This window comes from Rhodopseudomonas pentothenatexigens, assembly GCF_900218015.1.
GTDB lineage: Bacteria > Pseudomonadota > Alphaproteobacteria > Rhizobiales > Xanthobacteraceae > Rhodopseudomonas > Rhodopseudomonas pentothenatexigens.
Genome location: NZ_UFQQ01000003.1, coordinates 158,335 through 184,033, shown reverse-complemented (window position 1 = coordinate 184,033; position 25,699 = coordinate 158,335). Strand labels below are relative to the sequence as shown.

The following is a 25,699-nucleotide window of genomic DNA, read 5'->3' as shown; positions in this document are numbered from 1 at the left end:
GCGCTGCAGCAAGAACCGCACTGCCCTGTCGTTAACGATCGGTTAACTTTCCGGATGCGCGTTGCGAGCGGCTTGCTATAGTTCGCCTATGGCGGGGGCTGCCTACACCATCTTCGACACCATGCTGGGCCGATGCGGAATCGCATGGGACCGCGACGGCGTGCTGGCCGTGCAGCTCGCTGAAAGCCGCGAGATCGACACCCGCCGCAGGCTGCTGCGGCTGTGTCCGGACGCCCGGGAAAACAGGCCCGCAGCCTGGGTCGAGCCGGTCATCGACGGAATCGCCGCGACCCTGTCCGGAGAGCCTTGGGATTTTTCAGAGGTCGCGCTCGATCTCGGCGGCATCCCGGCATTCGACTGCCGGGTCTACGATGCCGTCCGGGCAATTCCCCGCGGCGAGACGGCGACCTTCGCCGACATTGCCAAACAGCTCCGTTCCTCGGGCGCGGCACATGCCGTCGGCCAGGCGATCCGGCGCAATCCGTTCGCCCTGATCGTGCCGTGCCACCGCGTCCTGGCTGCCGCCGGTGACACCAGCGGCATCTGCGCCAATGGCGGCGCGATCACCCGGCGGCGTCTGCTGTCGCTCGAAGGCGCCTTGGCGACCAGCGGTCCGACCCTGTTCGACGTGCTGCTGCCGTTCGCGCCGCGGCAAGCCGACCGTTAGACGATGATCGGTGCGACCGGCGGCTTGGGGCCCCATCGTGTCAGCAGAACGCTCAGTGCCGAGGTGACGCCCAGCACCACCATCGATCCGGCGGCAAGCAGATAGAAGCTGCCGACGCTGCCGTGGTGCTTGATCAGCAGCCAGCCGCCGATCCCGACGAACAGCAGCCGTCCGGTCTGCGCCAGCACCGGACCGAGCACCCTCGCCGCACCCTGCGCCGAGAAATACATCGAGATCGCAAGCCCGATGAACGCGTACATCGGACCGGCCGCGCGCAGATATTGCTCGCCGGCGAGCCGCACCGCGGGATCGTCGGTGAACAGATCGACCCAGAGATGGGGAAAAACCGCGATCCCGGTACCAACCACGCCGACGAACAGGAACGACACCAGGCCGGCAATCCAGGCGATCTGCCGGGCCCGTTTCACACGCCCGGCACCGATCGCCATGCCGATCATCGGCACCGAGGCGATCCCGACTGCGAACGCGATCGAGGTGAGCATGAACTCGAGCCGGCCGCCGATACCGTAGCCGGCCAGCACTGCGGTGCCGAAATGCGCCAGCATGTGGGTGAAGATCGTGATGGTCAGCACCGACTGCAGCGGCGAGAAGCACGACACCGCGCCCACCTTGAGAATGTCGAAGAACATTGCGCGCTCGATCCGCAACCCCGCAAATCGCGGCTTCACGCCGGCGCGGCCCGAAAAGATCACCCAGGCCATCACCGAAGCGCCGATCGAGAACGCCGTCAGCGTGCCGGCGGCGACGCCGGGCATGCCGAACCGCGGAACGGGCCCGAAGCCGAGGCCGAGCACGCCGCCGAGCACGATCTGCAGCAGCGCCGCGCTGAGGATCATCAGCGACGGCAGCTTCATGTTGCCGGTGCCGCGCAGGATCGCCGCGAAGGTGTTCATCAGCCACGGCACCACCGCTCCGGCGAAGAAAATGTGGGTGTAGCCGACCGCCTGAGTCAGCACCGCACCGCGGCCGCCGAGCAGCGCCAGCGCCCGCTCGCCGAATGCCAGCATTCCGACCGTGAACACCAGCCCGAAGCACAGCCCGATCAGCAGCGCGTGCATCGCCAGCGCGGCGGCGCGGTCGTCGTCGCCGGAGCCGAGCGCCCGCGCGATCGCCGAGGCGACGCCGCCCCCCATCGCGCCGCCGGACATCGTCATGGTCAGGATTACGAACGGAAACACCAGCGCCATCGCGGCGAGCGCCTCGGTGCCGAGCAGGCCGATATAGGAGGTCTCGGCAACGGCCACGCAGGTCCCGGCGGTCAGCGCCACCACGTTCGGCCAGGACAGCCGCAGCAGCGTGCGCAGGATGGCATCGTCGAGCAGCGGATTCCTCGGAGGTGGAGGTGTCGGCGCGGGCGGAGCCGGTGCGCCTTGCGCAACCGGTGGCAGTTCCGCCACGGCGATATCGGACATGCGTTTCCCCCGGCGCCCGAACTCGAGCCGGGCATCAGCCTTCCTATCACCGTTCCGGGTGGGCGCGATGCCCACGCCGCGCATGGCCGCCCGCAGGCAGGTCGGAGCGCGAAACGCGGGCGGTCAGCGCACCGTCCATAGCAGCGGCGCAGCCGGGGGACCGCTGGCGAGGCTGACGGAGATACGCCGGCCACAGCCGGCCGCGAGCCCCTCGATCAGCCCCGCGAGCACGCGAACGCACGCCGGGTGAGCATCGGCCACATCGCCCATCAGCCTCCACCCGGACTGTCGGACTTCGTAACCGCCGCCGATGTCGTACAATTCGCCATCGTCGCCCTGCGCGGCGAGCAGCGCCTGCAGCAGGGCGGCGAAGCCGGCAGCGTCGCGGCCGGTCGTACCGAGCGCCGGCGCCAGATCGTCGTAACATTGCATCCCGATCAATTTTCCGGTGAGATGCAGTAGATAGCCGCCGTCGAGCGGGCCGAACAGCTGCACCGCGACCGGAGCCGCCGTCCGGACATATTCCATCGCGTAGTTGCGGTGGGCCTTCTCCAGTCGCGACTTCGGCCAGCTCTCGACCGGCAGCGCCGGCGCTGCCGCCGGATCGAACAGCGGCGCTTCGAGGTGGCGGGCGAATTGCAACCGCTGATCCGGCTCAAGGACGTCGTCGGCCTCGTAGTAATAGCCTTCCAATCCGTCCTGACCGTCGACGCTCTGCTTGGTACAGACGAAGCCGAGCCGGAGATTGCCGAGTGCGACGCCGTTATTGGCGTGCCAGCCGCGCAGCATCGCTTTCGACACCTCGCCAGGGACGCCGCAGATCGCGGTGCCTCGCCAGATCCAGCGCGGCGGCGGATAGCGGATCCACGCCTTGCGATCGGTCTCGTAGATGTATTCGACGTGCACGCCGCCGATCCAGTTCGACAGATAGTGATACTGCGCCGCCGCCACCGCCGGCGGCAGATGATCGAGTCCGAGCTTGGCGAGGCCGGCGACGAAGCGCTCCTGCTGCTGACGGCGAAACACCCGGAACACGAACTCGGCAGCATCCGCCGTGCCGCGCCGGCTGACCAGCGTGAGGATCAGGCCAGTGAACATCGAATGATACAAATCGGCGACGCCGCGCCAAGCGCGCAATGGCGACGCCTCCGCCGCTTCGAGCGTTCCTCCCATCAGCTCTCTCCCTTTTTCGTGGTCTTTTTGGTTTCGCCGCGAGCGGCTGCGACCAGCGGTCTCACTGATTTTCACGGCTGGGAATTGAACACAACCCCGCTTCCGACATTGCCATTGTTGAGTTCCTCCAACGGAGAATAGTCGATGCGCCGATCGCTTCCGACCAGCCGGCTCGCCCTCTGCCTCGTCCTGGTGCTGCCGCTCGCGGCCTGCGGCGATCAGTCTAATCTCGCGAAGGGCGAAGACTACGGCGCCTCGCCGAAGCTGCCGGAGCCGGCGAACACGCTGCTGCCCACGGTCAACATCGCCAAGGCGGTCGGTTGGCCGGAAGGCGCCAAACCCAAGCCCGCGGAAGGATTGGCGGTGACGGCGTTCGCAAAAGGACTCGATCACCCACGGACGATTCATGTGCTGCCGAACGGGGACGTGCTGGTGGCCGAGACCAACGCGCCGGAGCGCCCCGAAGAGGGCAAGGGCCTGAAACGCCGGATCGCCGAGTACGTGATGGGGCAGGCCGGCGCCCGCACGCCGAGCGCCAACCGCATCACCCTGCTGCGCGATGCCGACGGCGACGGCGTCGCCGAGGTGCGCAACACCTTCCTCGAAGGGCTCAATTCGCCGTTCGGCATGGCCCTGGTCGGCAACGAGTTCTACGTCGCCAATACCGACGGGATCATGCGCTTCCCCTACAATCCCGGTGATACCCGGATTACCGCTGCGGGCGAAAAGGTCGCAGACCTTCCGGCCGGCCCGCTCAATCATCATTGGACCAAGGATCTGGTCGCCAGCCCCGATGGCAGCAAGCTGTACGCGACCTCCGGCTCCAACAGCAACGCCGCCGAACACGGCATGGCGGTCGAGGAAAACCGCGCCGCCGTGATCGAAGTCGACCGGCAGAGCGGCGCGACCCGGCTGTTCGCGTCCGGCCTGCGCAACCCCAACGGCCCGGCGTTTCATCCCGAGACCGGCGAATTGTGGGTGGTCGTCAACGAGCGCGACGAGATCGGCAGCGACCTCGTGCCCGACTACATGACGTCGGTGAAGGACGGCGGATTCTACGGCTGGCCGTACAGCTATTACGGCCAGCACGTCGACGAGCGCGTGCAGCCGCAGCGGCCGGAACTGGTGGAAAAAGCGATCGTGCCGGACTACGCGCTGGGCAACCACACCGCCTCGCTCGGGCTCGCCTTCAACACCAGCGACCTGTTTTCGGACCAGATGAAAGGCGGCGCGTTCGTCGGCCAGCACGGCTCGTGGAACAGAAAGCCGCGCTCCGGCTACAAGGTGATCTTCGTGCCGTTCGAAGGCGGCAAACCGTCCGGCCCACCGCGTGACATCCTCACAGGCTTCCTCAACGCCGACGAACAGGCGCAGGGTCGCCCGGTCGGCGTCGCCCTGGACAACCGCGGCGCCCTGCTGGTCGCCGACGACGTCGGCAACACGATCTGGCGGGTGACACCGGCGGGTGACCAGTCTGCATCCCGTTGAACGTTCCTCGCCCGCGCGCAGCATTGCGGCAACTGGATCGCTGGTGCTGATTCTTGGGGCGTTCGTGCTATAAGTCGAGGATGAGCGTCGCTTTCGACATCGACGAACCGCTTCGCTTGCGCGAGGCCGTCAACCGGCTGGCCATGATCGGGCCGGTCGAGACGATCATCCTGTTCGGAAGCCGAGCTCGCGGAGACCACACGCCCGATAGTGATTACGACCTGTGCGTGATCCTGAGCGACGACGTCGCGCCGGGAGCGTTCACGCCCATCTCTCTGTGGCAGCAGGTTTCGGATCCGGGCATTCCGATCCAAATCGTGCCGCTGCGTCGGAGCCGCTTCGAAGCGGCGCGGGCCGATCCCGGCAGCATCAGCCATCAGATCGAGCGAGACGGCCGCGTCGTCTTCGACAAAGCCGCGCTTTCATTGGCGCCATGAGCTCGAGCGATCCGGGCTCTGGCTCGATTTGGCTACGAGTGACGTGATTGCGGCACGCCGCTTGCTCACTCCTCCAGCTTCATTGCCGCAAGCGGCCTATCTGGCTCAACAAGCCGCCGAGAAGGCGATCAAGGCACGGCTGATTGCTCTTCGCATCGCTTTTCCGCGGCACGGCGGCCGAGGGCACGATCTCGTTGCATTGACCAATCTGGTACCGACCGGTGACAGGGCGAGGCCGCTGTTCGAAGAGCTGTCGTCGATCACACCCTGGGCGACCGCTTTTCGCTATCCTTCCGATGACCCTGCCACGGAAGCGCACCTGACGGCGGAAGAGATAGCGGCAAAGCTGGAGCAGACCGAAACGGCCATCGCCCTCGTGCGTGGAGACCTCGGCCGTCAGCAGTCGTGATCGAACTCACGCCTTGAAATGCTTGCTCAGCTTCAGGCCCTGGGCCTGGTAGTTGGAGCCGATGCGCTGGCCGTAGAGCGCGTCGGGGCGCGACAGCATCTTTTCGTAGATCAGGCGGCCGACGATCTGGCCGTGCTCGAGAATGAACGGCACTTCGCGCGAGCGCACTTCCAGCACCGCACGGGCGCCCGAGCCGCCGGCGCCTTCGTAGCCGAAGCCGGGATCGAAAAAGCCGGCGTAATGCACGCGGAATTCGCCGACCAAAGGATCGAACGGCACCATCTCGGCGGCGTAGTCCGGCGGCACCTGGACCGCCTCCTTCGAGGCCAGAATGTAGAACTCGCCGGGATCGAGGATCAGCGTGCCGTCGGGGCGGGCCGCGATCGGCTCCCAGAACTCGCCGACCGCATAGCCGCCGCGGCGATCGATATCGACCACGCCGGTGTGGCGCTTGGCGCGATAGCCGACGAAGCCGTCGGAGTTCTCGCCCGACAGATCGACACTGAGCGCGACGCCGCCGGTGAGATCGGCATCGTCGGCATCGACCAGCCGCTCGGCGTCGTGCAGCGCATCGAGCTCGTCCTGCTCCAGCGTGGCCTGGCCGACGCGGAAGCGAACTTGAGAGAGCCGGGAGCCTTCGCGCAGCAGCACCGGGAAGGTCTTCGGGCTGATCTCGGCATAGAGCGGGCCGTGATAGCCGGCGCCGATCATGTCGAAGCGGCGGGTGCCGTCGGCGATCACCCGGGTGAACACGTCGAGCCGGCCGGTCGAGCTTTTCGGATTGGCGGCCGCCACGATGTGGCGCGGCAGCGCCAGGCTCTCGAGCAGCGGCACGATGTAGACGCAGTTGGTCTCCAGCACCGCGCCGTCCGACAGGTCGATCTCGTGCAGCTTGAGCTCGTCGATCCGCTCCGCCACGGTGCAGTCCGGCCCCGGCAGGAAGCTGGCGCGCACCCGGTAGGCGATCGGCCCGAGCCGCAGATCGAGGCTGGCCGGCTGGATCTGGCTTTCGACGAACGGATATTCCGGCAGGATCAGGCCCGATTCCGTCATCGCCGCGATCATGCGGTCGGGCAGAATTCCGTCGGCGTCGGGCGGCAGGGTGAACGGCACGATGTCGGTCCTTCGGAGCGCAGCCATGCCCTCCGGGAAACTCAGATACGAGCGCTCACCGCTAGCCGAAGCCCGGCTTGACGGGAAGAGTACGGAGGATTAAGAGCCCGACTTATCCCGTGGTGATTTGAGCCGGCCGGCTTGCAGCCACGTTAAACAAGTCGCTAAACAGGCCGGGGACGTTGTGGTCCCGGCCCGAGGGTTGATCCCCAGGCCGGTTTTTTTGTGCCCGCATCGCCCGATGTGGGCGCGCTGGAGACCACATGTCCGAGACCAAACCGACCATTCCCGTCCCTGCCACCTCTCATTTCCGCCGCGAGACCCGCCTGGTGCATTCCGGCAGCTTGCGCTCGCAATTCGGCGAGACCTCCGAAGCGTTGTTCCTGACCCAGGGCTTCGTCTACGACAGCGCCGAACAGTGCGAGGCGCGCTTCACCGGCGACGACGCCGGCTTCCAATATTCGCGGTTCTCCAACCCCACCGTGTTCAGCTTCGAACAGCGGATGGCGGAGTTCGAGGGCGCCGAAGCGGCGCGCGCCACCGCCACCGGCATGGCCGCCGTCACCGCAGCGATCCTGGCGCCGCTACGCGCCGGCGACCATGTCGTCGCGTCGAAAGCGATGTTCGGCTCGTGTCGCTACATCGTCGAGGATCTGCTGCCGCGCTACGGCATCGAGTCGACGCTGGTCGACGGTCTCGATCTCGGCCAGTGGCAGCGCGCGATGCGGCCGAACACCCGGACCTGCTTCCTGGAAAGCCCGACCAATCCGACGCTCGACGTGCTCGACATCGGCGCGATCGCGCAAATTGCCCATGCGGGCGGCGCGCGCCTCGTGGTCGACAACGTGTTCGCGACCCCGATCTGGCAAAGCCCGCTGCAGCTCGGCGCCGACGTCGTGGTGTATTCCGCCACCAAGCACATCGATGGCCAGGGCCGCTGCCTCGGCGGCGTGGTGCTGTCGTCTCAGGCCTTCATCGAGGAGCACATTCAGACCTATCTGCGTCAGACCGGACCGTCGCTGTCGCCGTTCAATGCCTGGGTGCTGCTGAAGGGCCTGGAGACGCTCGCGATCCGCGTCGAGAAGCAGACCAGCAACGCCGCGGCGATCGCCGATGCGCTGGCCGAGCATCCGAAGGTGCCGCGGCTGGTGTATCCGGGCCGCGCCGACCACCCGCAGGCCGAGACGGTGAAGAAGCAGATGGGCGCCGGCTCGACGCTGGTCGGCTTCGAGGTGAAAGGCGGCAAGGCCGAGGCGTTCCGCTTCCTCAACGCCTTGAACCTGGTGAAGATCAGCAACAATCTCGGCGACGCCAAGAGCCTCGTCACCCACCCGGCGACGACGACGCATCAGCGGCTGAAGCCGGAGGCGCGAGCCGAGCTCGGCATCACCGACGGCTTCATCCGGCTGTCGGCCGGGCTGGAGCACAAGGACGACCTGATCGAGGATCTGGTTGCGGCGCTCGACAGGGTGTGAGCGAGCCTCCGTCCTTGGAGCGGTTTATCGATTGATCGAAGCGGACTTCGCCGCTCCACATGCACTGCACCCTCATCCTGAGGAGCCCGGCAAAGCCGGGCGTCTCGAAGGATGAGGAGCCGCATCGCTTACGGCGCATGGTTCGAGACGGCGCTTCGCGCCTCCTCACCATGAGGTCGTGCCGATTGTAAGTAATCGAACTGTGCAGTCTTAGAGCGGTTCATCGTTTGATTGAAACGATCCGACCCTTCCGAAGGCACTGAGTCCTCATCCTGAGGAGCCAGGCGAAGCCGGGCGTCTCGAAGGATGGGGCAACGCGTTGCCTGCGTCACATGGTTCGAGACGGCGCTACGCGCCTCCTCACCATGAGGCTGTGCGTGTGGCAGGCGGTGCGGATCAGCTCTGATTCGATGAAAAACAGAAGTGCTCTAGCACGAAAGCATCGGGCGACGCCCAGCCTCGCCGGTGACTGTTCAGTTACGTCGTAACCAGCGGCTACGTGAGCTTGACGAAGTTATGCGCGCCAAGACCTTGGTCATTGCCGCATTCGCTACATCGGCCGGAACGCCGTGACGTCGCCAGGAACTGCGGTGCCGAGCCGGACCTGATCGACCGAGCGGATGATGCCGTCGCCGAGCAGTTGAGCGAAGCAGGCGTAGCCCCAATCGTTCATGTGCAAGCCGTCGGCGATGACGAATTTGTCGAACGGCATCGACTGCTGCTCGTGCCATTCCTTCATCACTTCGAACCGCGGGAAGATGCCGACGCGGCGCAGTTCGGCGAGCCGGCCGAGCGCCCTGATCATCTTGCCGGCGTGCTCGCCGCGTTCGTTGACCCGCGGCGCATATTGCGGATCGACCAGCACGATGTCGGCGCCGGCGGACTGGATCGCCTTGATGCCGTCGTCGACCAGCTTGCCGGTGTCGGCGGGATCGAGATCGCGCAGGATCGCATTGGTGCCGACCTGCCAGATCACCAGATCCGGCTTGGCGTCGAGCACCGTGGTCTTCAGCCGCAGCATCATCTCGGGCGCGTCCTCGCCGCCCTTGCCGCTGTTGATCACCGTGATGTCCGAGTTCGGATAGTGGCGACGCAGCTGCGTCGCCAGCCGGTTGGGATAGTTGAACGCAGGCGAGCTCGAGCCGTAGCCCTGCGTCGACGACGAGCCGAACGCCACGATCACCACCGGCCTGCGATCGGCCAGCTTGCGCGCCACCCGCGGCAGCGCGCCGATCGATTTGGCGCCGCCCTTCGGCGGCAGGCAGGGCACCCGGGCCAGGATGTCGCCGGCCTGTCTGGCAACGCCCTTGATCTTGTCGAGCGCGGCGCCGGCGACGCTCTTCTTGCGCTCGAAGGTGGCGACGTCGAGTTCGCCCTCGCCGGGCGCCGCCAGCGGGGCAGCACGAGCGGCCGGCTCGGGGGCGGTCTGGGCCATGCCGGCCGAACAGGAAAACTGAACCAATGCCGACGCCAGGAACGCCGCGGCGGCGGCCGATTGGATGCGGTCGGATACTCTCATTAACGCTGGGTCCTCACCTCCGCCGGATCGACCTGCGCCGCCTCCATCACGAACGCCATCAGCGCCCGTGCCAAGCAGTTGTGCACCCGCAACGCCAGGTCGATTCCTGGCGCGGGACTGAACAGATCGAACTCGCCGGTCTCGTTCCAGTGCCGCATCAAGGCGAAGCGGTCGAACAGCGGAACGTCGTGTTCCTGTGCGACCACACGCATCGCATCGAGATACGGCGCCGGATTGATCATGGTCTCGGTGCGTGGGCTATACTGCAAATTCATCAATACGATGTCAGCGCCGGCCTGTTTGACGGCATCGATGCCCTGGCCGAGCGCGGTGCGGAACTCGTCCGGGTCGATCGAGCGGATCGCGTCGAAGGTCCCGGTCTGCCAGATCACCAGCACCGGCTTGCGCTCGGTGACCAGAGCTGCGAGCCCGGTGGCAATGTCGGCGGCGGTGCGTTTCGGTCGCATCTCGACCGCCACGTTGACGGCAACGCCAGGCAGCCGGTCCCGCAGCAGCGTCTGCAAACGGCCGGGATAGGCGCTGTTTTCGGCCGACAGGATGGTGGAGGAGCGGCTGCCGACCACCAGGATGTCGAGCTTACGGGTGGTCTTCAGCGCCGCTGCGACGCCTTTCAGCTTGGCCTCGGAGGTCAGCATATAGGCCGGCGGGACGCAGCCCTGGCCCTCCACCGCGGCGGCTGCCGGCGACCACCAGCCGGTGGCGGCGAACCACGCCGCCGCCAATGTCCAAACCAAGCCGGCCATCACCACGGCCTTCATGCATCGCCCCCCGCGAGATCGGCATCCGGCGGTGGCCGCGACCCGGCTTTGCTCGCCACATTCTTGTACCACGAGAACAGCCAGGCGGCGGCAGACATGATCAAGATACCTGTCACGCTGACGGCGAAATGCATCAACGCGCCCCCGGACACCTCGGCCAGGACGAAATAGCCCGCGAATGCGAGGAAAATACCGATGCAGAAGATCTCCAGCGAGTGCTGGCCGCACAGGATCAGCGGCCGCAGCCAGCGCGAGTTGAGCGCCGGCCAGTCGCGCGGGATGAACCGCACCGTCAGCGCCGCCAGCGCCAGGAAGTGGGCGAACCGCAGCACGTCGAGGTTGGGCTTGTCGATCGGATACATCCACTGCTCGAGCCATTTCGGCAGGGTGTGGAACAATTGCGGGGTGTACCAGGTCAGCGTGACATAAAACGCAGCCAGCAGGTAGGCCGCTGCCAGCCACATGGTTACTTTCGAGGAGAGCACCCGCGACAGCCGCTCCGCCCCGCCCATCGCGCACCACGCCCCGAACACGAACAACAGCTGCCACGCATACGGATTAAAAACCCATACCCCGCTCGGATAAGCGGTCAAATGCAGGTCGAACTGCCAGGTCGCCGCGTAGAGCAGGGTCGCCAGCGCCAGCGTGGTGTCCGGCCAGCGCCGCATCAGCCACAGGATCGGCGGCAGGAAGAACATCAGCACGATGTACAGCGGCAGCACGTCCATGTTGACGGGGCGGAACCGCAGCAGCAGCGCCTGCACGATGGTGACGTCGGGCTGCTTCAGAAAGTCGAGGATGCCCATTTCCTCGGTGTACAGCGGGTTCTGGAAGCTGGTGGCGACGTAGGAGATCTCCGCCAGAAAGATCGTGAACAGGAACACGTGCGCGACGTAGATCTGCCAGACCCGCTTCATGATCCGCGCCGACGCCACGACGACACCGAGCTCGGTCATCGCCTTGCCGTACACGAAAGCGGCGGTGTAGCCGGAAATGAAGATGAAGATCTCGGTGGCGTCGGAGAAGCCGTAATTCCGCAGCGTGAACCAGGTCAGCACGCTCGCCGGCAGGTGATCGATGAAGATCAGCCACAGCGCCAGTCCCCGGAACAGATCGAGCCGCAATTCCCGCTTCGGCCCCGCCTTGCGCGGCGGGGGAGTGACCGACCGCGGAGGCGCAGCCGGCTCCAGCGGCGGTCCGCCCGCGGGTGGGGCGCCGGTGACCGGCTCGGCGACGATGGTGGCGGGAGGAGTCATGCGGCTCCGTTGCGATGCGTGGCGCGCGTGTCACTGCTATAGCAGCCGCGCGGTCGGCAGCGAAGGGTACGGCATCGCGCAATTTTCCGCGACGCTGGGACGCCGGCTCGCTACCGGGGAACTATGTTCAAACCGCGGAGGCTTTGCTCCCCGCAATCTGAAAATCATTCCGAACGACTGGTTTTGACGGGCTTTTTCGCTATATTCGGGCCAAGAGCTGGAAGTCGAGCCATGTACCGCGCTGTCACCCGCCGCATCGAAGTGACCGTCGAGCCGAACTATCTACCCGAGCGCTCCTCGGCGGAGAACCGCCAGTATTTCTGGTCTTACACCGTGGTGATCACCAATTCCGGCGAGGAAACCGTCCAGCTCCGTACCCGGCATTGGGTGATCACCGACGCGTCCGGCCGCACCCAGGAGGTCCGCGGCGAGGGCGTGGTCGGGGAACAGCCGGTGCTCGCCCCGGGCGAGCGCTTCGAATACACCAGCGGCGTCCCGCTCCCGACCGCCTCCGGCTTCATGGCCGGTCGCTACCAGATGGAAACCGAGGCGGGTGAGACCTTCGAAATTGACGTTCCACCGTTTTCGCTGGACAGTCCGGAGGGGAAACGGACGTTGAACTAATCATAAGCCCGTAGCCCGGGTTGAGCGCAGCGAAACCCGAATGGCTGTGAGGAGGAAGCGCTTCGCCTTCGGCTCAACCCATCCTGCGATCACTCCACCCCCGCCTCTTCCGGCGTGAATTCGTAGACCGAGCTGCAGAACTCGCAGGTCACCACGACCTTGCCGTCCTTGACCATGTCGGCGCGGTCGGCGGGAGCGAACCGGGACAGCATGCCGGCGACGGCCGCGCGCGAGCACGAGCATTCCGCCTTCATCGGCAGCGACGAAAACACCCGCACGCCGCGCTCGTGGAACAGCCGGTACAGCAGCCGCTCGCCGGACAGGTCCGGGTCGATCAGTTCGATGTCCTCGACGGTGGCGATCAGCGACTGGCCTTCGACCCAGGCGTCATCTTCCTCGACCGTATGGGTGACCGTGCCCTCCGGCGCGTCGCCCGGATGCAGGTCGGCCTGCCGCGCGCGCTCTGGGCTCTTGGGCAGGAATTGCAGCAGCATGCCGCCGGCGCGCCAATGGTGCCGGCCGCCCTCGCCGCCGCGCCATTCCTCGCCGACCGCGAGCCGCACGCGGGTCGGGATCTGCTCCGAGCGCAGGAAGTATTCGTGCGCGGCCTCTTCCAGTCCGCCGCCGTCGAGCGCCACCAGGCCTTGGTAGCGTCGCATGTCGGGGCCCTGGTCGATGGTCATCGCCAGATGGCCGCTCCCCAGCAAGGCGCCGGACGACAGCCCGGGCTCCAGCCGGGACTCGTCGTAGCGCGCATAGGCGCGCAGCCGGTCGGGCGCCTGGAAATCGACGATCAGGAACGACACCGGGCCGTCGGTCTGGGTCTGCAGGATGAAGCGGCCGTCGAATTTCAGCGACGAACCGAGCAGCGTCGCCAGCACGATCGCTTCGCCGAGCAGCTTGGCGACCGGCACCGGATAGTCGTGCTTGGCGAGCAGTTCGTCGAGCGAAGGACCGAGCTTGGTCAGCCGGCCGCGCAGATCGAGCGGCCCGACCTCGAACGGCAGCACGCTGTCGTCGATCGGCACCGCCGACGGCGCGCGCTCAGGGGGATGGTCGGTGATGCGAGGATCGGGGCTCTGTGAGGTCATGGGCGCTTATCTGGGGGCCAAGGGCGAAAATCGAAAGGGCTGACGGGCGGAAGGGGATGAATGGCAGCGATGCCGCGGGGCAGGCTTTAGTTTCCCTCCCCCTTGAGGGTGGCCGGCCGTCAGGCCGGTCGGGTGGGGGCGCCACAAGCTCCGTGCTCGCGGCACCGCCACCCCGGCCTCCGCTTCGCCATAGCCGATGCAGAGCATCGGCGTCACTCGGAAGAACGGCGGCCAGAGGCCGCCTCTGCGACCCTCCCCGCAAGGGGGAGGGAGACCGCACACACTTCGCCAAACAGGGCCTAGAACGAGCTACGCCACCGCGCCGAGGCACCAGGCCAGGATGCCCTTCTGCGCGTGCAGGCGGTTTTCGGCCTCATCGAACACCACCGACTGCGGGCCGTCGATCACCTCGTCGGTGACCTCTTCGCCGCGATGCGCCGGCAGGCAATGCATGAAGATCGCGTCCTTGTGGGCGAGCGACATCAGCTTGGCGTTGACCTGATAGGGCTTGAGCAGGTTGTGGCGATGCTCGCCGTCCTTGTCGCCCATCGACACCCAGGTGTCGGTGATGACGCAGTCGGCGCCGCGCACCGCCTCCTCGGCGTCGGTGCCGATGGTGATCGCCGCGCCGCTCGCCTTGACCCAGTCGCGCATCGCCTTGCCGGGAGCAAGCTGCGGCGGGGTGGCGACGTTGAGCTTGAACTCGAATTGATGTGCTGCGTGCGCCCACGACGCCAGCACGTTGTTGTCGTCGCCGGTCCAGGCGATGGTGCGGCCCTTGATCGGCCCGCGATGCTCCTCGAACGTCATCACATCGGCCATCACCTGGCACGGGTGCGACTTGCGGGTCAGGCCGTTGATCACCGGCACGGTCGCATTGGCGGCGAGCTCCAGCAGCGCCTCGTGGTTGAGGATGCGGATCATGATGATGTCGACGAAGCGCGACAGCACCCTTGCGGTGTCGGCGATGGTCTCGCCGCGGCCGAGCTGCATCTCGGCGCCGGTCAGCATGATCGACTCGCCGCCGAGCTGGCGCATCCCGACGTCGAACGACACCCGGGTGCGGGTCGACGGCTTGTCGAAGATCATCGCCAAGGTCTTGCCGGCGAGCGGTTTGTCGGCATCGGCGTTCGCCTTGCGCTTCGCCTTCATGGCGACGGCGGCGGCGAGCATGTTGCGCAGTTCCGAGGTCGGCAGCTCGGTGAGATCGAGGAAATGCCGCGGCGTGTTGCTGGCGCTGCTCATCACACCGCCTCCTGCTGCGCCGCATGCCCGGCAAGCGTGACGCAGGCGCGCTCCAGTCGCCCGATCGCTTCGTCGAGTTCGGCCTCGCTGACGATCAACGGCGGCAGCAGCCGCACCACGTTGTCGCCTGCGCCGACGGTCAGCAGCTTCTCGGCCCGCAGCGCCGCGATCAGATCCGGCGACGGCACCACCGCCTTGAGGCCGAGCAGCAATCCCTCGCCGCGGACTTCGCTGAGTACGCGCGGATGCCGGTCCACCACCCCGGCGAGCTTCTGCTTGAGCAGAAGCGACTTCTTCTTCACGTCGTCGAAGAACCCCGGCTGCAACATCACGTCGAGCACCGCGCCGGCGACCGCGACGGCGAGCGGATTGCCGCCGAAGGTCGAGCCGTGCGCACCCGGCGCCATGCCTGTCGCGGCCTCGGCGGTCGACAGGCAGGCCCCGATCGGGAAGCCGCCGCCCAGCGCTTTCGCCAGCGACATCAGGTCCGGCGCGACGCCGAGCCGCTGATAGGCGAACAGCTCACCGGTACGGCCCATGCCGGTCTGCACTTCATCGAAGATCAGCAGCAGGCCGTGCGCGTCGCACAGCTCGCGCAAGGCCCGGAAGAACGCCGGCTCCGGCGACCGCACACCGCCCTCGCCCTGCAGCGGCTCGATCAGGATCGCAGCGGTGGTGGGTCCGATCGCCTTCTTCACCGCGTCGAGATCGCCGAGCGGAAGCTGGTCGAATCCTTCGAGCGGCTGACCGTAGCCTTCCAGGTACTTCGCCGAACCGGTGGCCGCGAGGGTGCCGAGCGTGCGGCCGTGGAACGCGCCTTCGAAAGTAATCACCCGGGTGCGCTCGGGCGCGCCTTTGGAGAAGTGATAGTGACGCGCCATCTTCAGCGCGCACTCGACCGCTTCGGCGCCCGAATTGCAGAAGAACACCTTGTCGGCGAAGCTCTGTTCGCACAGCCGCGCCGCCAGCCGCTCGCCGTCCGGGCTCTTGAACAGGTTGGACATGTGCCACAGCCTGGTCGCCTGCTGCTGCAGCGCCGCCACCAGACGCGGATGGCAATGACCGAGCGCGTTGACGGCGACACCGCTGGTGAAATCCAGATAGCGCTCGCCGTCCGTCCCATACAGCCAGACGCCCTCGCCGCGCTCGAACGCGACATCCGCTCTGGCGAAAACCGGGAGGAGATGGGACGTAGAAGCGCTCTGAGACATGGCCGATCCGATCGGGAAAATGTGGGCCGTCGCCCGGCTGCGTCATGCGCAGGCACGAACGCAGTCTGGACAACGTACCCCGGAAACGAAACGTGCCGCCTTTCCAGGCGGCACGTGGGATTATTCTAGAAGCGCCGAACTCACTGTCAACACGGAGCTTCGGCCAAAGTGCGCCGCGGATCGGCGCCGTCGCTGCTGATTGTTGTGGCTTCGTGGACTCACTCGGCGGAGAAGGTGTGGACGCACCAGGTCGGACTCTTGCGCGTGAGTCACGGCATATTGTAGCCTTTTGCCTGTCGGGTACGACATCTCGTGCGCGGTTGGTAATCCATTTCGAGTTCTCGGATGAGGCGTAACGCCGGGGCGGCAGGGGTCGTCCGGCGAGCGCTAAGGGATTCTGCCAGCAGAGATTTTGACGACCTCACAGCCGCGGTTCCGCGCCTCGTCTCGGCGCTCACGGCACGAAGGGATAGAAATATGACGGCACTGACCTGGACCGACGAGCGCGTCGAGCAGTTGAAGAAATTGTGGGAGGGCGGGCTGTCGGCGAGTCAAATTGCCGCTGAGCTGGGCAATGTCACCCGCAATGCCGTGATCGGCAAGGTCCATCGCCTCGGCCTGTCGGGTCGGGCGAAGAGTCCGACATCGGCCGCACCGCGGCAGCGCAAGGCACGCCCGGTTCAGCAGATGATGAGGGTGAGCCGCCCGGTGGCGCGCGGCAATACCGCGCTGGCCCACGCCTTCGAGGTCGAGGCGGAGCCGGATCCGGTCGCGTTCGACAACGTCGTTCCGATGAACCAGCGGCTGTCGCTGCTGGAACTCAACGAAGCGACCTGCCACTGGCCGGTCGGCGATCCGTCGAGCCCGGAGTTCTTCTTCTGCGGCGGCAAGTCGTTGCCGGGCCTGCCGTATTGTGCGCATCACTCGCGCATCGCCTATCAGCCGGTCGGCGATCGCCGCCGCGCCACGCCGAAGACCACGCGGTAGACTGACGCCGCCAGCCCAAGGCTGCGGCAAGCCGCGCTCGCGCAGCGCAGGGCTGCGCCATCCTGCCAAACTGTCATCGCCCGCAAAAGCGGGCGACCCAGTATTCCAGAGTGTCCGTTACTTCCCATCCACTCACTGCAATACTGGATCCTCCGCCTTCGCGGAGGACGACGCTGCCATGTTGGGCTGAGGCCGCGGCTGAGCTATTGCAAAAGCGGCAGGGTCGGCAAAGGCGCGCCGCGTCGTTCCCACGCGACACAAAATCACGCTCGCGGTCATCGTGATTTGAAAAGAGTGTTTGGGTGGGCACGCTTCGCGTTGCCCACCCAACGTCACAATCCTGCTAGAGCGGCTCATCGTTTGATTGAAACGATCCGACGTTTCCGAAGGCACTGAGTCCTCATCCTGAGGAGCCCGGCGAAGCCGGGCGTCTCGAAGGATGGGGTAACGCGTTCCCTGCGTCACATGGTTCGAGACGGCGCTACGCGCCTCCTCACCATGAGGTTGTGCGTGTGGCAGGCGGTGCCGATCAACTCTGATTCTATCAAAAACAGAACTGCTCTAACAACTACGACGGGCTACCTTCGGCCTTGGCGAAGCGGTCGTCGAGTGCGTAGCCTGCGCCGCGCACGGTTCGGATCGGGTCCTGCTCGCGGCCGATGTTCAGCAGCTTTCGCAACCGTCCGATGTGCACGTCGACGGTGCGCTCGTCGATGTAGATGTCGCGGCCCCAGACGCCGTCGAGCAGCTGCTCGCGGCTGAAGACGCGGCCGGGATGCTCCAGGAAGAACTCGAGCAGACGATACTCGGTCGGGCCGAGATCGATCGGCCGGCCGGAGCGTGCCACCCGGCGCTTGTCGCGGTCGAGCTCGAGATCGCCGTAGGACAGCACGGTCGCGAGCCGCTCCGGCGCGGCGCGGCGCAGCAGACCTTTCACCCGAGCGAGAAGCTCCGGCACCGAGAACGGCTTGACGATGTAGTCGTCGGCTCCGGTCGCCAGCCCGCGGACGCGTTCACTCTCTTCGCCGCGCGCGGTCAGCATAATAATCGGCAGTTGCTTGGTTTCCGGCCGCGCCCGCAGGCGGCGGCACAGTTCGATGCCCGACAGTCCCGGCAGCATCCAGTCCAGCACCACCAGATCCGGAATCCGCTCTTTCATCCGGGTGTCGGCATCGTCGCCGCGAGCTACCGTCTCGACCTCGTAGCCTTCGGATTCGAGATTGTATCGCAGCAGCGTCGTCAGCGCTTCCTCGTCCTCGACCACCAGAATGCGCGCAGCCATCATCGTCCTCGTCTCAGCCTCTTCACGCTACGTCGTCGGCGGCGACCATCGGCCGCCGACGGCCAGGATCAATTGGGATCAATTGCCCGGCGTCGCGTTTGCGAATGTCGTCATGTCGCCCTTCGGTCGTTTGTCCATGATCTGCTGACCTTCGATCATGTAGAACACCGTTTCGGCGATATTGGTGGCGTGATCACCGATCCGCTCGATGTTCTTGGCGCAGAACATCAGATGGATGCAGAACGAGATGTTCCGCGGATCTTCCATCATGTAGGTGAGGAGCTCGCGAAACAGCGAGGTGCAGATCGCATCGACTTCCTCGTCGCCGTTCCACACCACCATTGCGGCGGGCAGATCGTGCGCCGTATAGGCATCGAGCACCGCCTTGACCTGGGACTGGACCAGATCGGTCATGTGCTCCAGGCCGCGGATCAGCTTCAGCGGATGGAAGTCGCTGTCGATCGCGTTGACGCGCTTGGCGATGTTCTTCGACAGATCGCCGATCCGCTCCAGATCGGTCGCGACCCGCATCGCTCCGACGATCTCGCGCAGGTCGACCGCCATCGGCTGACGCCGGGCGATCGTCAGCACCGCGCGCTCTTCGATGTCGCGCTGCATCTGGTCGATCTCGGCGTCGGCCGCGACGACCCGCGAGGCCAGCGCGACGTCGCGCCGGATCAGCGCGTCGACCGAGTCGACGATCTGACGTTCCGCCAGGCCGCCCATTTCGGCGACGAGCCGGGTCAGCTCCTGCAGGTCGCCGTCGAACGCCTTGGTGGTGTGTTCGAATCCCATGTCCGTTCTCCTCGCCCGTAGCGCGTCAGCCGAACCGGCCGGTGATATAGTCCTGGGTGCGCCGATCGCTCGGCGAGGTGAAAATCTTGTTGGTCGGACCGAACTCGATCAGCTCGCCGAGATACATGAAGGCGGTCGATTCCGAAACGCGCGCCGCCTGCTGCATGTTGTGGGTGACGATGGCGATCGTATACTGTTCCTTCAGTTCGTCGATCAGCTCCTCGATCTTCGCGGTGGAGATCGGATCGAGCGCCGAGCACGGTTCGTCGAACAGGATCACTTCCGGCCGCACCGCGATCGTGCGGGCGATGCACAACCGCTGCTGCTGACCGCCGGACAGGCTGAGGCCGGAGGCGTTGAGCTTGTCCTTGACCTCGTTCCACAAGGCGGCGCCACGCAACGCCTTCTCGACCCGCCCGTCCATCTCCGACTTGGAGATCTTTTCGTACAGGCGCACGCCGAAGGCGATGTTGTCGTAGATCGTCATCGGAAACGGCGTCGGCTTCTGGAACACCATGCCGACCCGCGCCCGCAGCAGATTGAGGTCGAGCTTGGGATCGAGGATGTTGGAGTTGTCGAGCAGCACCTGGCCCTCGGCGCGCTGCCCCGGATACAGGTCGTACATCCGGTTGAAGATCCGCAGCAAAGTCGACTTGCCGCAGCCGGACGGACCGATGAAGGCCGTCACCCGATTGGTGGCGAGCGCGAGGTTGATGTGCTTCAGCGCGTGGTTCTGACCGTAGTAGAAGTTCAGATCCCGCACGGTCACCTTGGGCGGACCGTCCGACTGTGCGCCGATCGCCGGCATCGCCGCAGAAGGGACATTGGTCGCGATAGAGATCTCGGTCATTTCGGGGTCCTCTCCGCGCCGATGATACGCGCGCCGATGTTGAGGGCGAGAACGGTCAGGGTGATCAACAGCGCGCCGGTCCAGGCGAGCTGCTTCCAGTAGTCGTAGGGGCTCTGAACGAAGTTGTTGATGGTGACCGGCAGGTTCGCCATCGTGCGAGTGAGGTCGAGGCTGAAGAACTGGTTGCTCAGCGCGGTGAACAGCAGCGGCGCGGTCTCGCCGGCGACGCGGGCGGTGGCGAGCAGAATGCCGGTGATCAGACCGGCGCGGGCCGCCCGATAGGCGATGCGGCGGATCACCAGAGAGCGCGGCAGGCCGAGCGCCGAAGCCGCTTCGCGGAGCGAACTCGGAACCAGCAGTAGCATGTCCTCGGTGGTGCGAACCACCACCGGGATCACGATCACCGCCAGCGCCAGCGCGCCCGCCAGTGCCGAGAACCGGCCCATCGTCACCACCACCGCACCGTAGATGAACAGGCCGATGATGATCGACGGCGCGCTGAGCAGGATGTCGTTGATGAAGCGGATCACCGAGGTCAGCTTGTCGTACTTGCCGTATTCGGCCAGGTAGGTGCCGGCGAACAGGCCGAGCGGCGCACCGATCCCGACGCCGAGTAGCGTCATGATCACCGAGCCGACGATGGCGTTGAGCAGACCGCCGTCGGTCGAGCCGGGCGGCGGAGTGTTCTTGGTGAATACGCCGAGATCGATCCCGGCAAGGCCGTTCCAGAACAGCGTGAACAGGATCAGCGCCAGCCAGGTGACGCCGAACAGCGCCGCGGCCGAGCACAGCACCTTGATCACCAGATCGCTGCGGTGACGGTGCTTGTAGATCGGGTTTTCGAGATGGATCGGCGACATCTTACTTGCCCGCCTTGAGTTCGAGCCGCAGCAACAGCAGCCGCGCGGCCGCCAGCACGATGAAGGTCAGAATGAACAGCAGCAGACCCAGCAGGATAAGTCCCGATTGATGCAGGCCGTCGCTTTCGGCAAACTCCGAGGCGATCGCCGCCGAAATCGTCGTGCCGGGCGAGAAGATCGAGCCGGTGATCCGAAACGAATTGCCGATGATGAAGGTGACGGCCATGGTCTCGCCGAGCGCGCGGCCCAGAGCCAGCATCACGCCGCCGATCACGCCGACCCGGGTGTAGGGAATCACCACGCTCCGGACGACCTCCCAGGTGGTGCAGCCGACGCCGTAGGCGGCTTCCTTCAGCACTGGCGGCACGGTCTTGAACACGTCGACCGAGATCGCTGTGATGAACGGCAGCACCATGATGGCCAGGATCAGCGAAGCGTTGAACAGGCTGAGATAGGAAGGCGGCCCGGCAAAAATGTCGCCCAGCACCGGCACACCTTCGAACAGCGCGATCATCGCCGGCTGGAAGTGGTTGGCCAGGAACGGACCGAGCACGAAGAAACCCCACATGCCGTAGATGATCGACGGAATGCCTGCGAGAAGCTCGATCGCCAGCCCGATCGGGCGGCGCAGCCACATCGGGCACAGCTCGGTGAGGAAGATTGCAATTCCGAGACCGACCGGAATGGCGATCACCATCGCGATCAAAGACGTCACCAGGGTGCCGTAGATCGGGCCGAGGGCACCAAGAATCGGCGGATCGTTGGCCGGTGCCCAGCGCGCCGTGGTGAGGAAGGAACCACCGAACTCCTTAATTGCCGGCCAGGCGCCGACGATCAGCGAAATGATGATCCCACCGAGGATCAGCAGCACGGAAATCGCGCAGGCTCGCGTCGTCCAATAGAAGGTCTTGTCGCCGAGCTTGAAGGCGCTCAGCGCCTTGGCTCGGTCGAAGGAGTCGGCCGCCACGTCCAACCCTGTGCCCTCAACCGCCATGTCGGCCACGCCATTTCTCCTTGTGCCGCTGCAGGTTTACGAAAGAACGAGCCGCACAGCCTGGGGGACGTCGAGCTCATCCGTTGATGCGCGAAGCCGTCGCAGCAGACGCGCCGGGTAGCTACGGATACTACCCACCGAGCTGGGCCGCCGATGTCATCGGACCGCGGCTCAAGCTCGGTGAAGTCGTTCGGCGCGGCCCCGATCGGGGACCGCGCCGAAGATCGATCAGCTCTTGATCTCGGACGACCAGGTCTTCTCGATCTGCTTGACCACGGAAGCCGGCATCGGGATGTAGTCGAGCTCTTCGGCCATCTTGTCGCCCTTCTCGAACGCCCACTTGAAGAACTTGATGGCTTCCGACGAGGCAGCCTTGTCGACCGGCTCCTTGTGCATCAGGATGAAGGTCGCGGCGGTGATCGGCCACGACGTCTCGCCCGGCTGGTTGGTCAGGATCAGGTAGTAACCCTTGGCGTTGGCCCAGTCGGCATTCGCCGCCGCTGCCTGGAACGCGGCGATGGTCGGCTGAACGGCCTTGCCGGCGCTGTTGACCAGACCCGTATAGGTCAGCTTGTTCTGCTTGGCGTAGGCGTATTCGACGTAGCCGATCGAATTCTTGGTCTGACCGACGTTGCCGGCGACGCCTTCATTGCCCTTGGCGCCGACGCCGACCGGCCATTCCACCGCGGTGCCCGACCCGACCTTGGACTTCCAGTCGGCGCTCACCTTGGAGAGATAGTCGGTGAAGTTGAAGGTGGTGCCCGAACCGTCCGAACGGCGAACCACGGTGATCGCATCGCTCGGCAGCTTCAGCTTCGGATTGAGCTTGGCGATCGCCGGATCGTTCCAAGCCTTGATCTCACCGAGATAGATCTTGGCAAGGGTCGGACCGTCGAACACCATCTCACCCGGCTTGACGCCCTCGAGATTGACCACCGGAACGATGGCGCCCATCACCATCGGCCACTGCGCGAGGCCTTCCTTGTCGAGCTGCTCGGGCTTCAGCGGCGCGTCGGTCGCGCCGAAGGTCACGGTCTTGGCGATGATCTGCTTGATGCCGGCGCCGGAACCGATCGACTGGTAGTTCAGACCGTTGCCGGTTTCCTTCTTATAGGCGTCGGCCCACTTCGAATACACCGGGTAGGGGAAGGTGGCGCCCGCGCCGGTGATGTCGGCAGCAAAGGCCGACGTCGACGCCGCAACCAGACCGGCCGCGACGATGGACTTGATGAAATTCATGGGTGAGGTCTCCATCTGTAAGCGAAGCGCTCAGCGCGCCCGACTGCGCTTACCCCGCCCCGTCTACGGGCGGTCGATTGACCTTTTATGAGGGTTTGATGACAGTCATGTGACTACCTCAACCCATTGTAATCATTTGAAAATCAGGCAGCGCCTGAGGGGTTTCCCCGAGGGAAAAAGACGGTGAAGGTCGCACCTTTCTTGAGTACGCTTTCGATCAAAAGACGGCCTCGGTGACGGTTAACAATATGTTTAACCAACGATAATCCTAACCCAGTACCGCCCTGCGAGCGGCTGTCGCCGACATCGACGCGGTAGAACCTTTCGGTCAACCGGGGCAGATGCTCCGGCGCGATGCCGGGACCGAAGTCGCGCACTGCGAAGCGATATTCCGGCACGCCATCTCCGGAGATCGAAGCGACCACCGAGACCATCACCCGTCCGCCAGAAGCGCCGTATTTGAGAGCATTCTCGATCAGGTTCTCGATCAGCCGCAGCAGTTCTTCGCGGTCGCCCGCGATCGTCGCGGCCTCTTCGGGCAGATCGAGTTCGATCACCACCTGGCGCTCCCTCGCCAGCGGCTCCAGCCCGTCCGTAACCTGTTTGATCAGCGGCTTCAGATCGATCATCACGTCGGGACGAACATGCGCGCTGAGTTCGACCCGCGACAGCGACAGCAGGTCGTCGATCAGCCGCGCCATCCGCGTCGCCTGGGCATGCATGATGCCGAGGAACCGCTCACGCGCTTTCGGATCGTCACGGGCCTGTCCCTGCAGCGTATCGATGAAGCCGGACAGTGCGGCGAGCGGCGTGCGCAATTCGTGGCTGGCGTTGGCGACGAAGTCGGCGCGCATCTCCTCGACCCGGCGCAGCGGAGTCTGGTCGTGGAACGTCATCAGCATGCATTGATCGCTGCCGCCGAACGCCGTCGGGACCGGCACCGGCGCAATGATCAGTTCGAGCCAGCGTTCGATCGAGCCGTGATCCAGATAGGTGACGCGGCGCGGCTCCGAGGTCGCGATCGCCTCGCGCAGTGCGGTGACAATCTCCGGGCTGCGTAGCGCGAACTGCGCCAGTTCGCGCACCCGCAGCGCAGGCGCGAGCTGTGCCGCGGCGGCATTGAGATGAATCACGCGCCCGGCGCGATCGAGCAGCACGGCCGGATCGGGCATGCCGCCGACGATGGCGCGCACCACCGGCATCTCGACCGGACTCACCCCCAGGGTGTCGTCCAGCGCTCGGGAGCCGTCGTGCAGCCGCCACGGCACCAGCGCCGCGGCGACCAGGCAGGCGAATGCGGCGATTGCCGGGCCGATCGCCAGTTCGGCGAACACCACCAGCCCGGTGAGCGCCAATCCGGCGGCCAGCAGGATGATCGCAGCATGACGAAGTCGGTCGGACCAATGCATCAACAGCGACCCCGGCGAGGTCGGCGCCGCAAGCATGAGATCACGGCCGGGGCGGGCTTGCTCGTCGGGCGCGGGGGCGGTGCTCATGGCTCAACCTGGTGAGGGGTCTCCGCGCACCGGTTTCGGCTCCAGCGCTTCGGCCAACGGACGAACCCGTTTCAGCCGCGCGCCGAGCACGATCTCCCGGACCGCAAGCACTACGACCGATATCACGAACGGCACGATGTAGTACAGCAGGCGGAACAGCAGCATGCCGGCGAGCAGTTCTTCCTTGTCCATCTGCCACAGCCCGACCAGCATCGCAGCGTCGAACACACCGAGCCCGCCGGGCGAGTGACTGGCGAAGCCGAGCAGCGTCGCCGACACGAAGATCACCGCCACCACGACGAAACCGACATGGGGCTCGGCCGGCGTCAGCACGTACATCGCCAGCGCGCAGAAGCCGAGATCGACGATGCCGATCGCGATCTGCAGCAGCGTCAGCTTGCCGCCCGGCAGCGTCACCGTCCAGCTGCCGCGTCCGACGCAGCGCGGCCGGACCGACACCCAAATGACATAAACCAGCAAGCCGGCGAGGATCAGCAGCGCAAGCACACGATTGACCGCCGGCGGCAGCTGATCGACCGCGGACGCGGCCTCGGGATGATAGGCGACGCCGAGGCCGAGCACCGCGGCATTGCCGAGCCAGAAGGTCAGGCCGGCGAGAAAACACACCTTGGCGACGTCGATCGCATCCAGCCCCCAGGCGGAATAGATCCGGTAGCGGACCGCGCCGCCGGTCAGGGCGCTGGCACCGACGTTGTGTCCGATCGAATAGCTGGTGAACGCGGCCAGCGCATTGACCCGATACGGCACGTGGTCGCGGCCGATCGCACGGACCGCGAACAGATCGTAAAACGTCAAAGTGAAATAGCCGGCCGCGACGAACAGCGCCGCCAGTGCGATCGCCATCGGCTCGGTCTGGCTCATCGCGTCGAGCACCCGGTCGATGTCGATCCCGCGAAGAATATGATACAGAACGTAGCAGGCGGCCGCGATGACCGCGATGCTGATCGCAACACCGAGTTTGTGCAGGATTTGCTTCTCGCGCAGAACTGCGATCGTCCTGCGTATTGCGATCCGCATCGAGACCTCGAATCCCCTTCCGCCGCCAGCGAAAACCTTGGTGTCCAAGCGCCCGTCGCCGCAGTTCGGAGGGCGACCCGTCGTTGGTAGCGTGTTTTGTGCCGGAGTGGAATTCAGTCGAAGCCCGAAGGTCGCTTTCGACGCTTCAATTCCGCTTCAGCCGCACGGCCGCAGCTTCGCCGTCATGGGCGTTTCGCTGCAGCGCGGGACCTATCGTCGCAGCGCTGGTTGCCCATCA

24 protein-coding genes and 1 riboswitch are annotated in these 25,699 nt (G+C 65.6%); of the genes, 7 read left to right on the top strand and 17 right to left on the bottom strand.

Annotated features, from left to right (window positions below):
- Positions 1-88: 88 nt before the first annotated feature.
- Positions 89-667 carry a methylated-DNA--[protein]-cysteine S-methyltransferase gene (locus tag DWA33_RS03770; RefSeq protein WP_114356755.1) on the top strand — a complete coding sequence of 193 codons (579 nt, stop codon included), beginning with the start codon at positions 89-91 and terminating at the stop codon, positions 665-667.
- Here the strand turns inward: DWA33_RS03770 and DWA33_RS03765 are convergent.
- The gene (locus DWA33_RS03765; RefSeq protein WP_114356754.1) at positions 664-2,100 is read right to left on the bottom strand and encodes an MATE family efflux transporter; all 1,437 of its coding nucleotides are present in this window, start codon (positions 2,098-2,100) and stop codon (positions 664-666) included. The two genes, DWA33_RS03770 and DWA33_RS03765, sit on opposite strands and share 4 nt — an antisense overlap.
- Before the next feature lie 123 nt (positions 2,101-2,223).
- A complete protein-coding gene (locus DWA33_RS03760; RefSeq protein ID WP_114356753.1) occupies positions 2,224-3,273 on the bottom strand; it encodes a hypothetical protein in 1,050 nt (349 codons plus the stop codon).
- Positions 3,274-3,417: 144 nt separating this feature from the next.
- Between DWA33_RS03760 and DWA33_RS03755 the strand changes: the two genes are divergently transcribed.
- The 3 genes from DWA33_RS03755 (at position 3,418) to DWA33_RS03745 (ending at position 5,607) form a co-directional block, all read left to right on the top strand.
- Positions 3,418-4,761, top strand: a complete 1,344-nt coding sequence (locus tag DWA33_RS03755; protein ID WP_114356752.1) for a PQQ-dependent sugar dehydrogenase — start codon at positions 3,418-3,420, stop codon at positions 4,759-4,761.
- A gap of 80 nt (positions 4,762-4,841) precedes the next feature.
- A complete protein-coding gene (locus tag DWA33_RS03750) occupies positions 4,842-5,198 on the top strand; it encodes a nucleotidyltransferase domain-containing protein (protein ID WP_114356751.1) in 357 nt (118 codons plus the stop codon).
- Positions 5,199-5,226: 28 nt separating this feature from the next.
- Complete coding sequence (locus DWA33_RS03745) at positions 5,227-5,607, top strand: HEPN domain-containing protein (RefSeq protein WP_283808598.1); 381 nt, start codon at positions 5,227-5,229, stop codon at positions 5,605-5,607.
- A 6-nt stretch (positions 5,608-5,613) separates the two neighbouring features.
- Here the strand turns inward: DWA33_RS03745 and DWA33_RS03740 are convergent, their stop codons facing one another.
- Complete coding sequence (locus tag DWA33_RS03740; RefSeq protein WP_114356837.1) at positions 5,614-6,720, bottom strand: 2'-deoxycytidine 5'-triphosphate deaminase; 1,107 nt, start codon at positions 6,718-6,720, stop codon at positions 5,614-5,616.
- Between the two features lie 109 nt (positions 6,721-6,829).
- A riboswitch (SAM riboswitch) is annotated at positions 6,830-6,909 on the top strand.
- 74 nt (positions 6,910-6,983) lie between these two features.
- On the opposite strand from DWA33_RS03740, the gene DWA33_RS03735 reads away from it, so the two are divergent.
- Positions 6,984-8,195, top strand: a complete 1,212-nt coding sequence (locus DWA33_RS03735; RefSeq protein ID WP_114356749.1) for an O-succinylhomoserine sulfhydrylase — start codon at positions 6,984-6,986, stop codon at positions 8,193-8,195.
- A gap of 550 nt (positions 8,196-8,745) precedes the next feature.
- On the opposite strand, the gene DWA33_RS03730 is transcribed toward DWA33_RS03735, so the two are convergent.
- The 3 genes from DWA33_RS03730 to DWA33_RS03720 are packed head-to-tail and all read right to left on the bottom strand — an operon-like array spanning position 8,746 to position 11,749.
- Positions 8,746-9,714, bottom strand: coding sequence for an SGNH/GDSL hydrolase family protein (locus tag DWA33_RS03730; RefSeq protein WP_114356748.1), 969 nt, complete (start codon positions 9,712-9,714; stop codon positions 8,746-8,748).
- On the bottom strand, positions 9,714-10,493 hold the full coding sequence (locus DWA33_RS03725; RefSeq protein WP_114356747.1) for an SGNH/GDSL hydrolase family protein: 780 nt from the start codon (positions 10,491-10,493) through the stop codon (positions 9,714-9,716). The genes DWA33_RS03730 and DWA33_RS03725 overlap by 1 nt, the downstream gene beginning before the upstream one ends.
- Positions 10,490-11,749, bottom strand: a complete 1,260-nt coding sequence (locus DWA33_RS03720) for an OpgC domain-containing protein (protein WP_114356746.1) — start codon at positions 11,747-11,749, stop codon at positions 10,490-10,492. Before DWA33_RS03720 ends, DWA33_RS03725 begins: the two co-directional genes overlap by 4 nt.
- Before the next feature lie 231 nt (positions 11,750-11,980).
- On the opposite strand from DWA33_RS03720, the gene apaG reads away from it, so the two are divergent.
- Positions 11,981-12,373, top strand: coding sequence for a Co2+/Mg2+ efflux protein ApaG (gene apaG, locus DWA33_RS03715; RefSeq protein ID WP_114356745.1), 393 nt, complete (start codon positions 11,981-11,983; stop codon positions 12,371-12,373).
- 89 nt (positions 12,374-12,462) lie between these two features.
- On the opposite strand, the gene DWA33_RS03710 is transcribed toward apaG, so the two are convergent.
- The 3 genes from DWA33_RS03710 to DWA33_RS03700 all read right to left on the bottom strand — a co-directional run bounded on the left by DWA33_RS03710 (position 12,463) and on the right by DWA33_RS03700 (position 15,920).
- Positions 12,463-13,464 carry an Hsp33 family molecular chaperone gene (locus tag DWA33_RS03710; protein ID WP_114356744.1) on the bottom strand — a complete coding sequence of 334 codons (1,002 nt, stop codon included), beginning with the start codon at positions 13,462-13,464 and terminating at the stop codon, positions 12,463-12,465.
- A gap of 309 nt (positions 13,465-13,773) precedes the next feature.
- Positions 13,774-14,709, bottom strand: coding sequence for an ornithine carbamoyltransferase (gene argF, locus DWA33_RS03705; protein ID WP_114356743.1), 936 nt, complete (start codon positions 14,707-14,709; stop codon positions 13,774-13,776).
- The gene (locus DWA33_RS03700) at positions 14,709-15,920 is read right to left on the bottom strand and encodes an aspartate aminotransferase family protein (RefSeq protein ID WP_114356742.1); all 1,212 of its coding nucleotides are present in this window, start codon (positions 15,918-15,920) and stop codon (positions 14,709-14,711) included. Before DWA33_RS03700 ends, argF begins: the two co-directional genes overlap by 1 nt.
- Positions 15,921-16,397: 477 nt before the next feature.
- Between DWA33_RS03700 and DWA33_RS03695 the strand changes: the two genes are divergently transcribed.
- The gene (locus DWA33_RS03695; protein ID WP_114356741.1) at positions 16,398-16,907 is read left to right on the top strand and encodes a GcrA family cell cycle regulator; all 510 of its coding nucleotides are present in this window, start codon (positions 16,398-16,400) and stop codon (positions 16,905-16,907) included.
- Positions 16,908-17,475: 568 nt separating this feature from the next.
- On the opposite strand, the gene phoB is transcribed toward DWA33_RS03695, so the two are convergent.
- From phoB to DWA33_RS03655, 8 genes are all read right to left on the bottom strand, one after another.
- A complete protein-coding gene (phoB, locus tag DWA33_RS03690; protein ID WP_114356836.1) occupies positions 17,476-18,189 on the bottom strand; it encodes a phosphate regulon transcriptional regulator PhoB in 714 nt (237 codons plus the stop codon).
- 78 nt (positions 18,190-18,267) lie between these two features.
- Positions 18,268-18,984, bottom strand: coding sequence for a phosphate signaling complex protein PhoU (gene phoU / locus DWA33_RS03685; RefSeq protein ID WP_114356740.1), 717 nt, complete (start codon positions 18,982-18,984; stop codon positions 18,268-18,270).
- A gap of 25 nt (positions 18,985-19,009) precedes the next feature.
- On the bottom strand, positions 19,010-19,834 hold the full coding sequence (pstB, locus tag DWA33_RS03680; RefSeq protein ID WP_114356739.1) for a phosphate ABC transporter ATP-binding protein PstB: 825 nt from the start codon (positions 19,832-19,834) through the stop codon (positions 19,010-19,012).
- Positions 19,831-20,694 (bottom strand): phosphate ABC transporter permease PstA, encoded by an 864-nt coding sequence (gene pstA / locus DWA33_RS03675; protein ID WP_114356738.1) that lies wholly within the window; start codon positions 20,692-20,694, stop codon positions 19,831-19,833. Before pstA ends, pstB begins: the two co-directional genes overlap by 4 nt.
- 1 nt (position 20,695) lies before the next feature.
- On the bottom strand, positions 20,696-21,697 hold the full coding sequence (pstC, locus tag DWA33_RS03670) for a phosphate ABC transporter permease subunit PstC (RefSeq protein WP_114356737.1): 1,002 nt from the start codon (positions 21,695-21,697) through the stop codon (positions 20,696-20,698).
- Between the two features lie 219 nt (positions 21,698-21,916).
- On the bottom strand, positions 21,917-22,927 hold the full coding sequence (gene pstS, locus DWA33_RS03665) for a phosphate ABC transporter substrate-binding protein PstS (protein ID WP_114356736.1): 1,011 nt from the start codon (positions 22,925-22,927) through the stop codon (positions 21,917-21,919).
- Between the two features lie 143 nt (positions 22,928-23,070).
- Positions 23,071-24,423, bottom strand: a complete 1,353-nt coding sequence (locus DWA33_RS03660; protein ID WP_114356735.1) for an ATP-binding protein — start codon at positions 24,421-24,423, stop codon at positions 23,071-23,073.
- A 3-nt stretch (positions 24,424-24,426) separates the two neighbouring features.
- Complete coding sequence (locus DWA33_RS03655; protein ID WP_114356835.1) at positions 24,427-25,461, bottom strand: putative bifunctional lysylphosphatidylglycerol flippase/synthetase; 1,035 nt, start codon at positions 25,459-25,461, stop codon at positions 24,427-24,429.
- Between the last annotated feature and the right edge of the window lie 238 nt (positions 25,462-25,699).

Bases quoted from the DNA above. Each gene is read 5' to 3' on its own strand.
- DWA33_RS03710 (WP_114356744.1), bottom strand. From the start codon at position 13,464: ATGACCTCACAGAGCCCCGATCCTCGCATCACCGACCATCCCCCTGAG.
- DWA33_RS03695 (WP_114356741.1), top strand. From the start codon at position 16,398: ATGACGGCACTGACCTGGACCGACGAGCGCGTCGAGCAGTTGAAGAAA.
- DWA33_RS03750 (WP_114356751.1), top strand. From the start codon at position 4,842: ATGAGCGTCGCTTTCGACATCGACGAACCGCTTCGCTTGCGCGAGGCC.
- pstB (WP_114356739.1), bottom strand. From the start codon at position 19,834: ATGACCGAGATCTCTATCGCGACCAATGTCCCTTCTGCGGCGATGCCG.
- DWA33_RS03720 (WP_114356746.1), bottom strand. From the start codon at position 11,749: ATGACTCCTCCCGCCACCATCGTCGCCGAGCCGGTCACCGGCGCCCCA.
- DWA33_RS03700 (WP_114356742.1), bottom strand. From the start codon at position 15,920: ATGTCTCAGAGCGCTTCTACGTCCCATCTCCTCCCGGTTTTCGCCAGA.
- DWA33_RS03660 (WP_114356735.1), bottom strand. From the start codon at position 24,423: ATGAGCACCGCCCCCGCGCCCGACGAGCAAGCCCGCCCCGGCCGTGAT.
- DWA33_RS03730 (WP_114356748.1), bottom strand. From the start codon at position 9,714: ATGAGAGTATCCGACCGCATCCAATCGGCCGCCGCCGCGGCGTTCCTG.
- pstS (WP_114356736.1), bottom strand. From the start codon at position 22,927: ATGAATTTCATCAAGTCCATCGTCGCGGCCGGTCTGGTTGCGGCGTCG.
- DWA33_RS03735 (WP_114356749.1), top strand. From the start codon at position 6,984: ATGTCCGAGACCAAACCGACCATTCCCGTCCCTGCCACCTCTCATTTC.
- apaG (WP_114356745.1), top strand. From the start codon at position 11,981: ATGTACCGCGCTGTCACCCGCCGCATCGAAGTGACCGTCGAGCCGAAC.
- argF (WP_114356743.1), bottom strand. From the start codon at position 14,709: ATGAGCAGCGCCAGCAACACGCCGCGGCATTTCCTCGATCTCACCGAG.
- DWA33_RS03765 (WP_114356754.1), bottom strand. From the start codon at position 2,100: ATGTCCGATATCGCCGTGGCGGAACTGCCACCGGTTGCGCAAGGCGCA.
- DWA33_RS03770 (WP_114356755.1), top strand. From the start codon at position 89: ATGGCGGGGGCTGCCTACACCATCTTCGACACCATGCTGGGCCGATGC.
- phoU (WP_114356740.1), bottom strand. From the start codon at position 18,984: ATGGGATTCGAACACACCACCAAGGCGTTCGACGGCGACCTGCAGGAG.
- phoB (WP_114356836.1), bottom strand. From the start codon at position 18,189: ATGGCTGCGCGCATTCTGGTGGTCGAGGACGAGGAAGCGCTGACGACG.
- DWA33_RS03725 (WP_114356747.1), bottom strand. From the start codon at position 10,493: ATGAAGGCCGTGGTGATGGCCGGCTTGGTTTGGACATTGGCGGCGGCG.
- DWA33_RS03655 (WP_114356835.1), bottom strand. From the start codon at position 25,461: ATGCGGATCGCAATACGCAGGACGATCGCAGTTCTGCGCGAGAAGCAA.
- DWA33_RS03755 (WP_114356752.1), top strand. From the start codon at position 3,418: ATGCGCCGATCGCTTCCGACCAGCCGGCTCGCCCTCTGCCTCGTCCTG.
- DWA33_RS03760 (WP_114356753.1), bottom strand. From the start codon at position 3,273: ATGGGAGGAACGCTCGAAGCGGCGGAGGCGTCGCCATTGCGCGCTTGG.
- pstA (WP_114356738.1), bottom strand. From the start codon at position 20,694: ATGTCGCCGATCCATCTCGAAAACCCGATCTACAAGCACCGTCACCGC.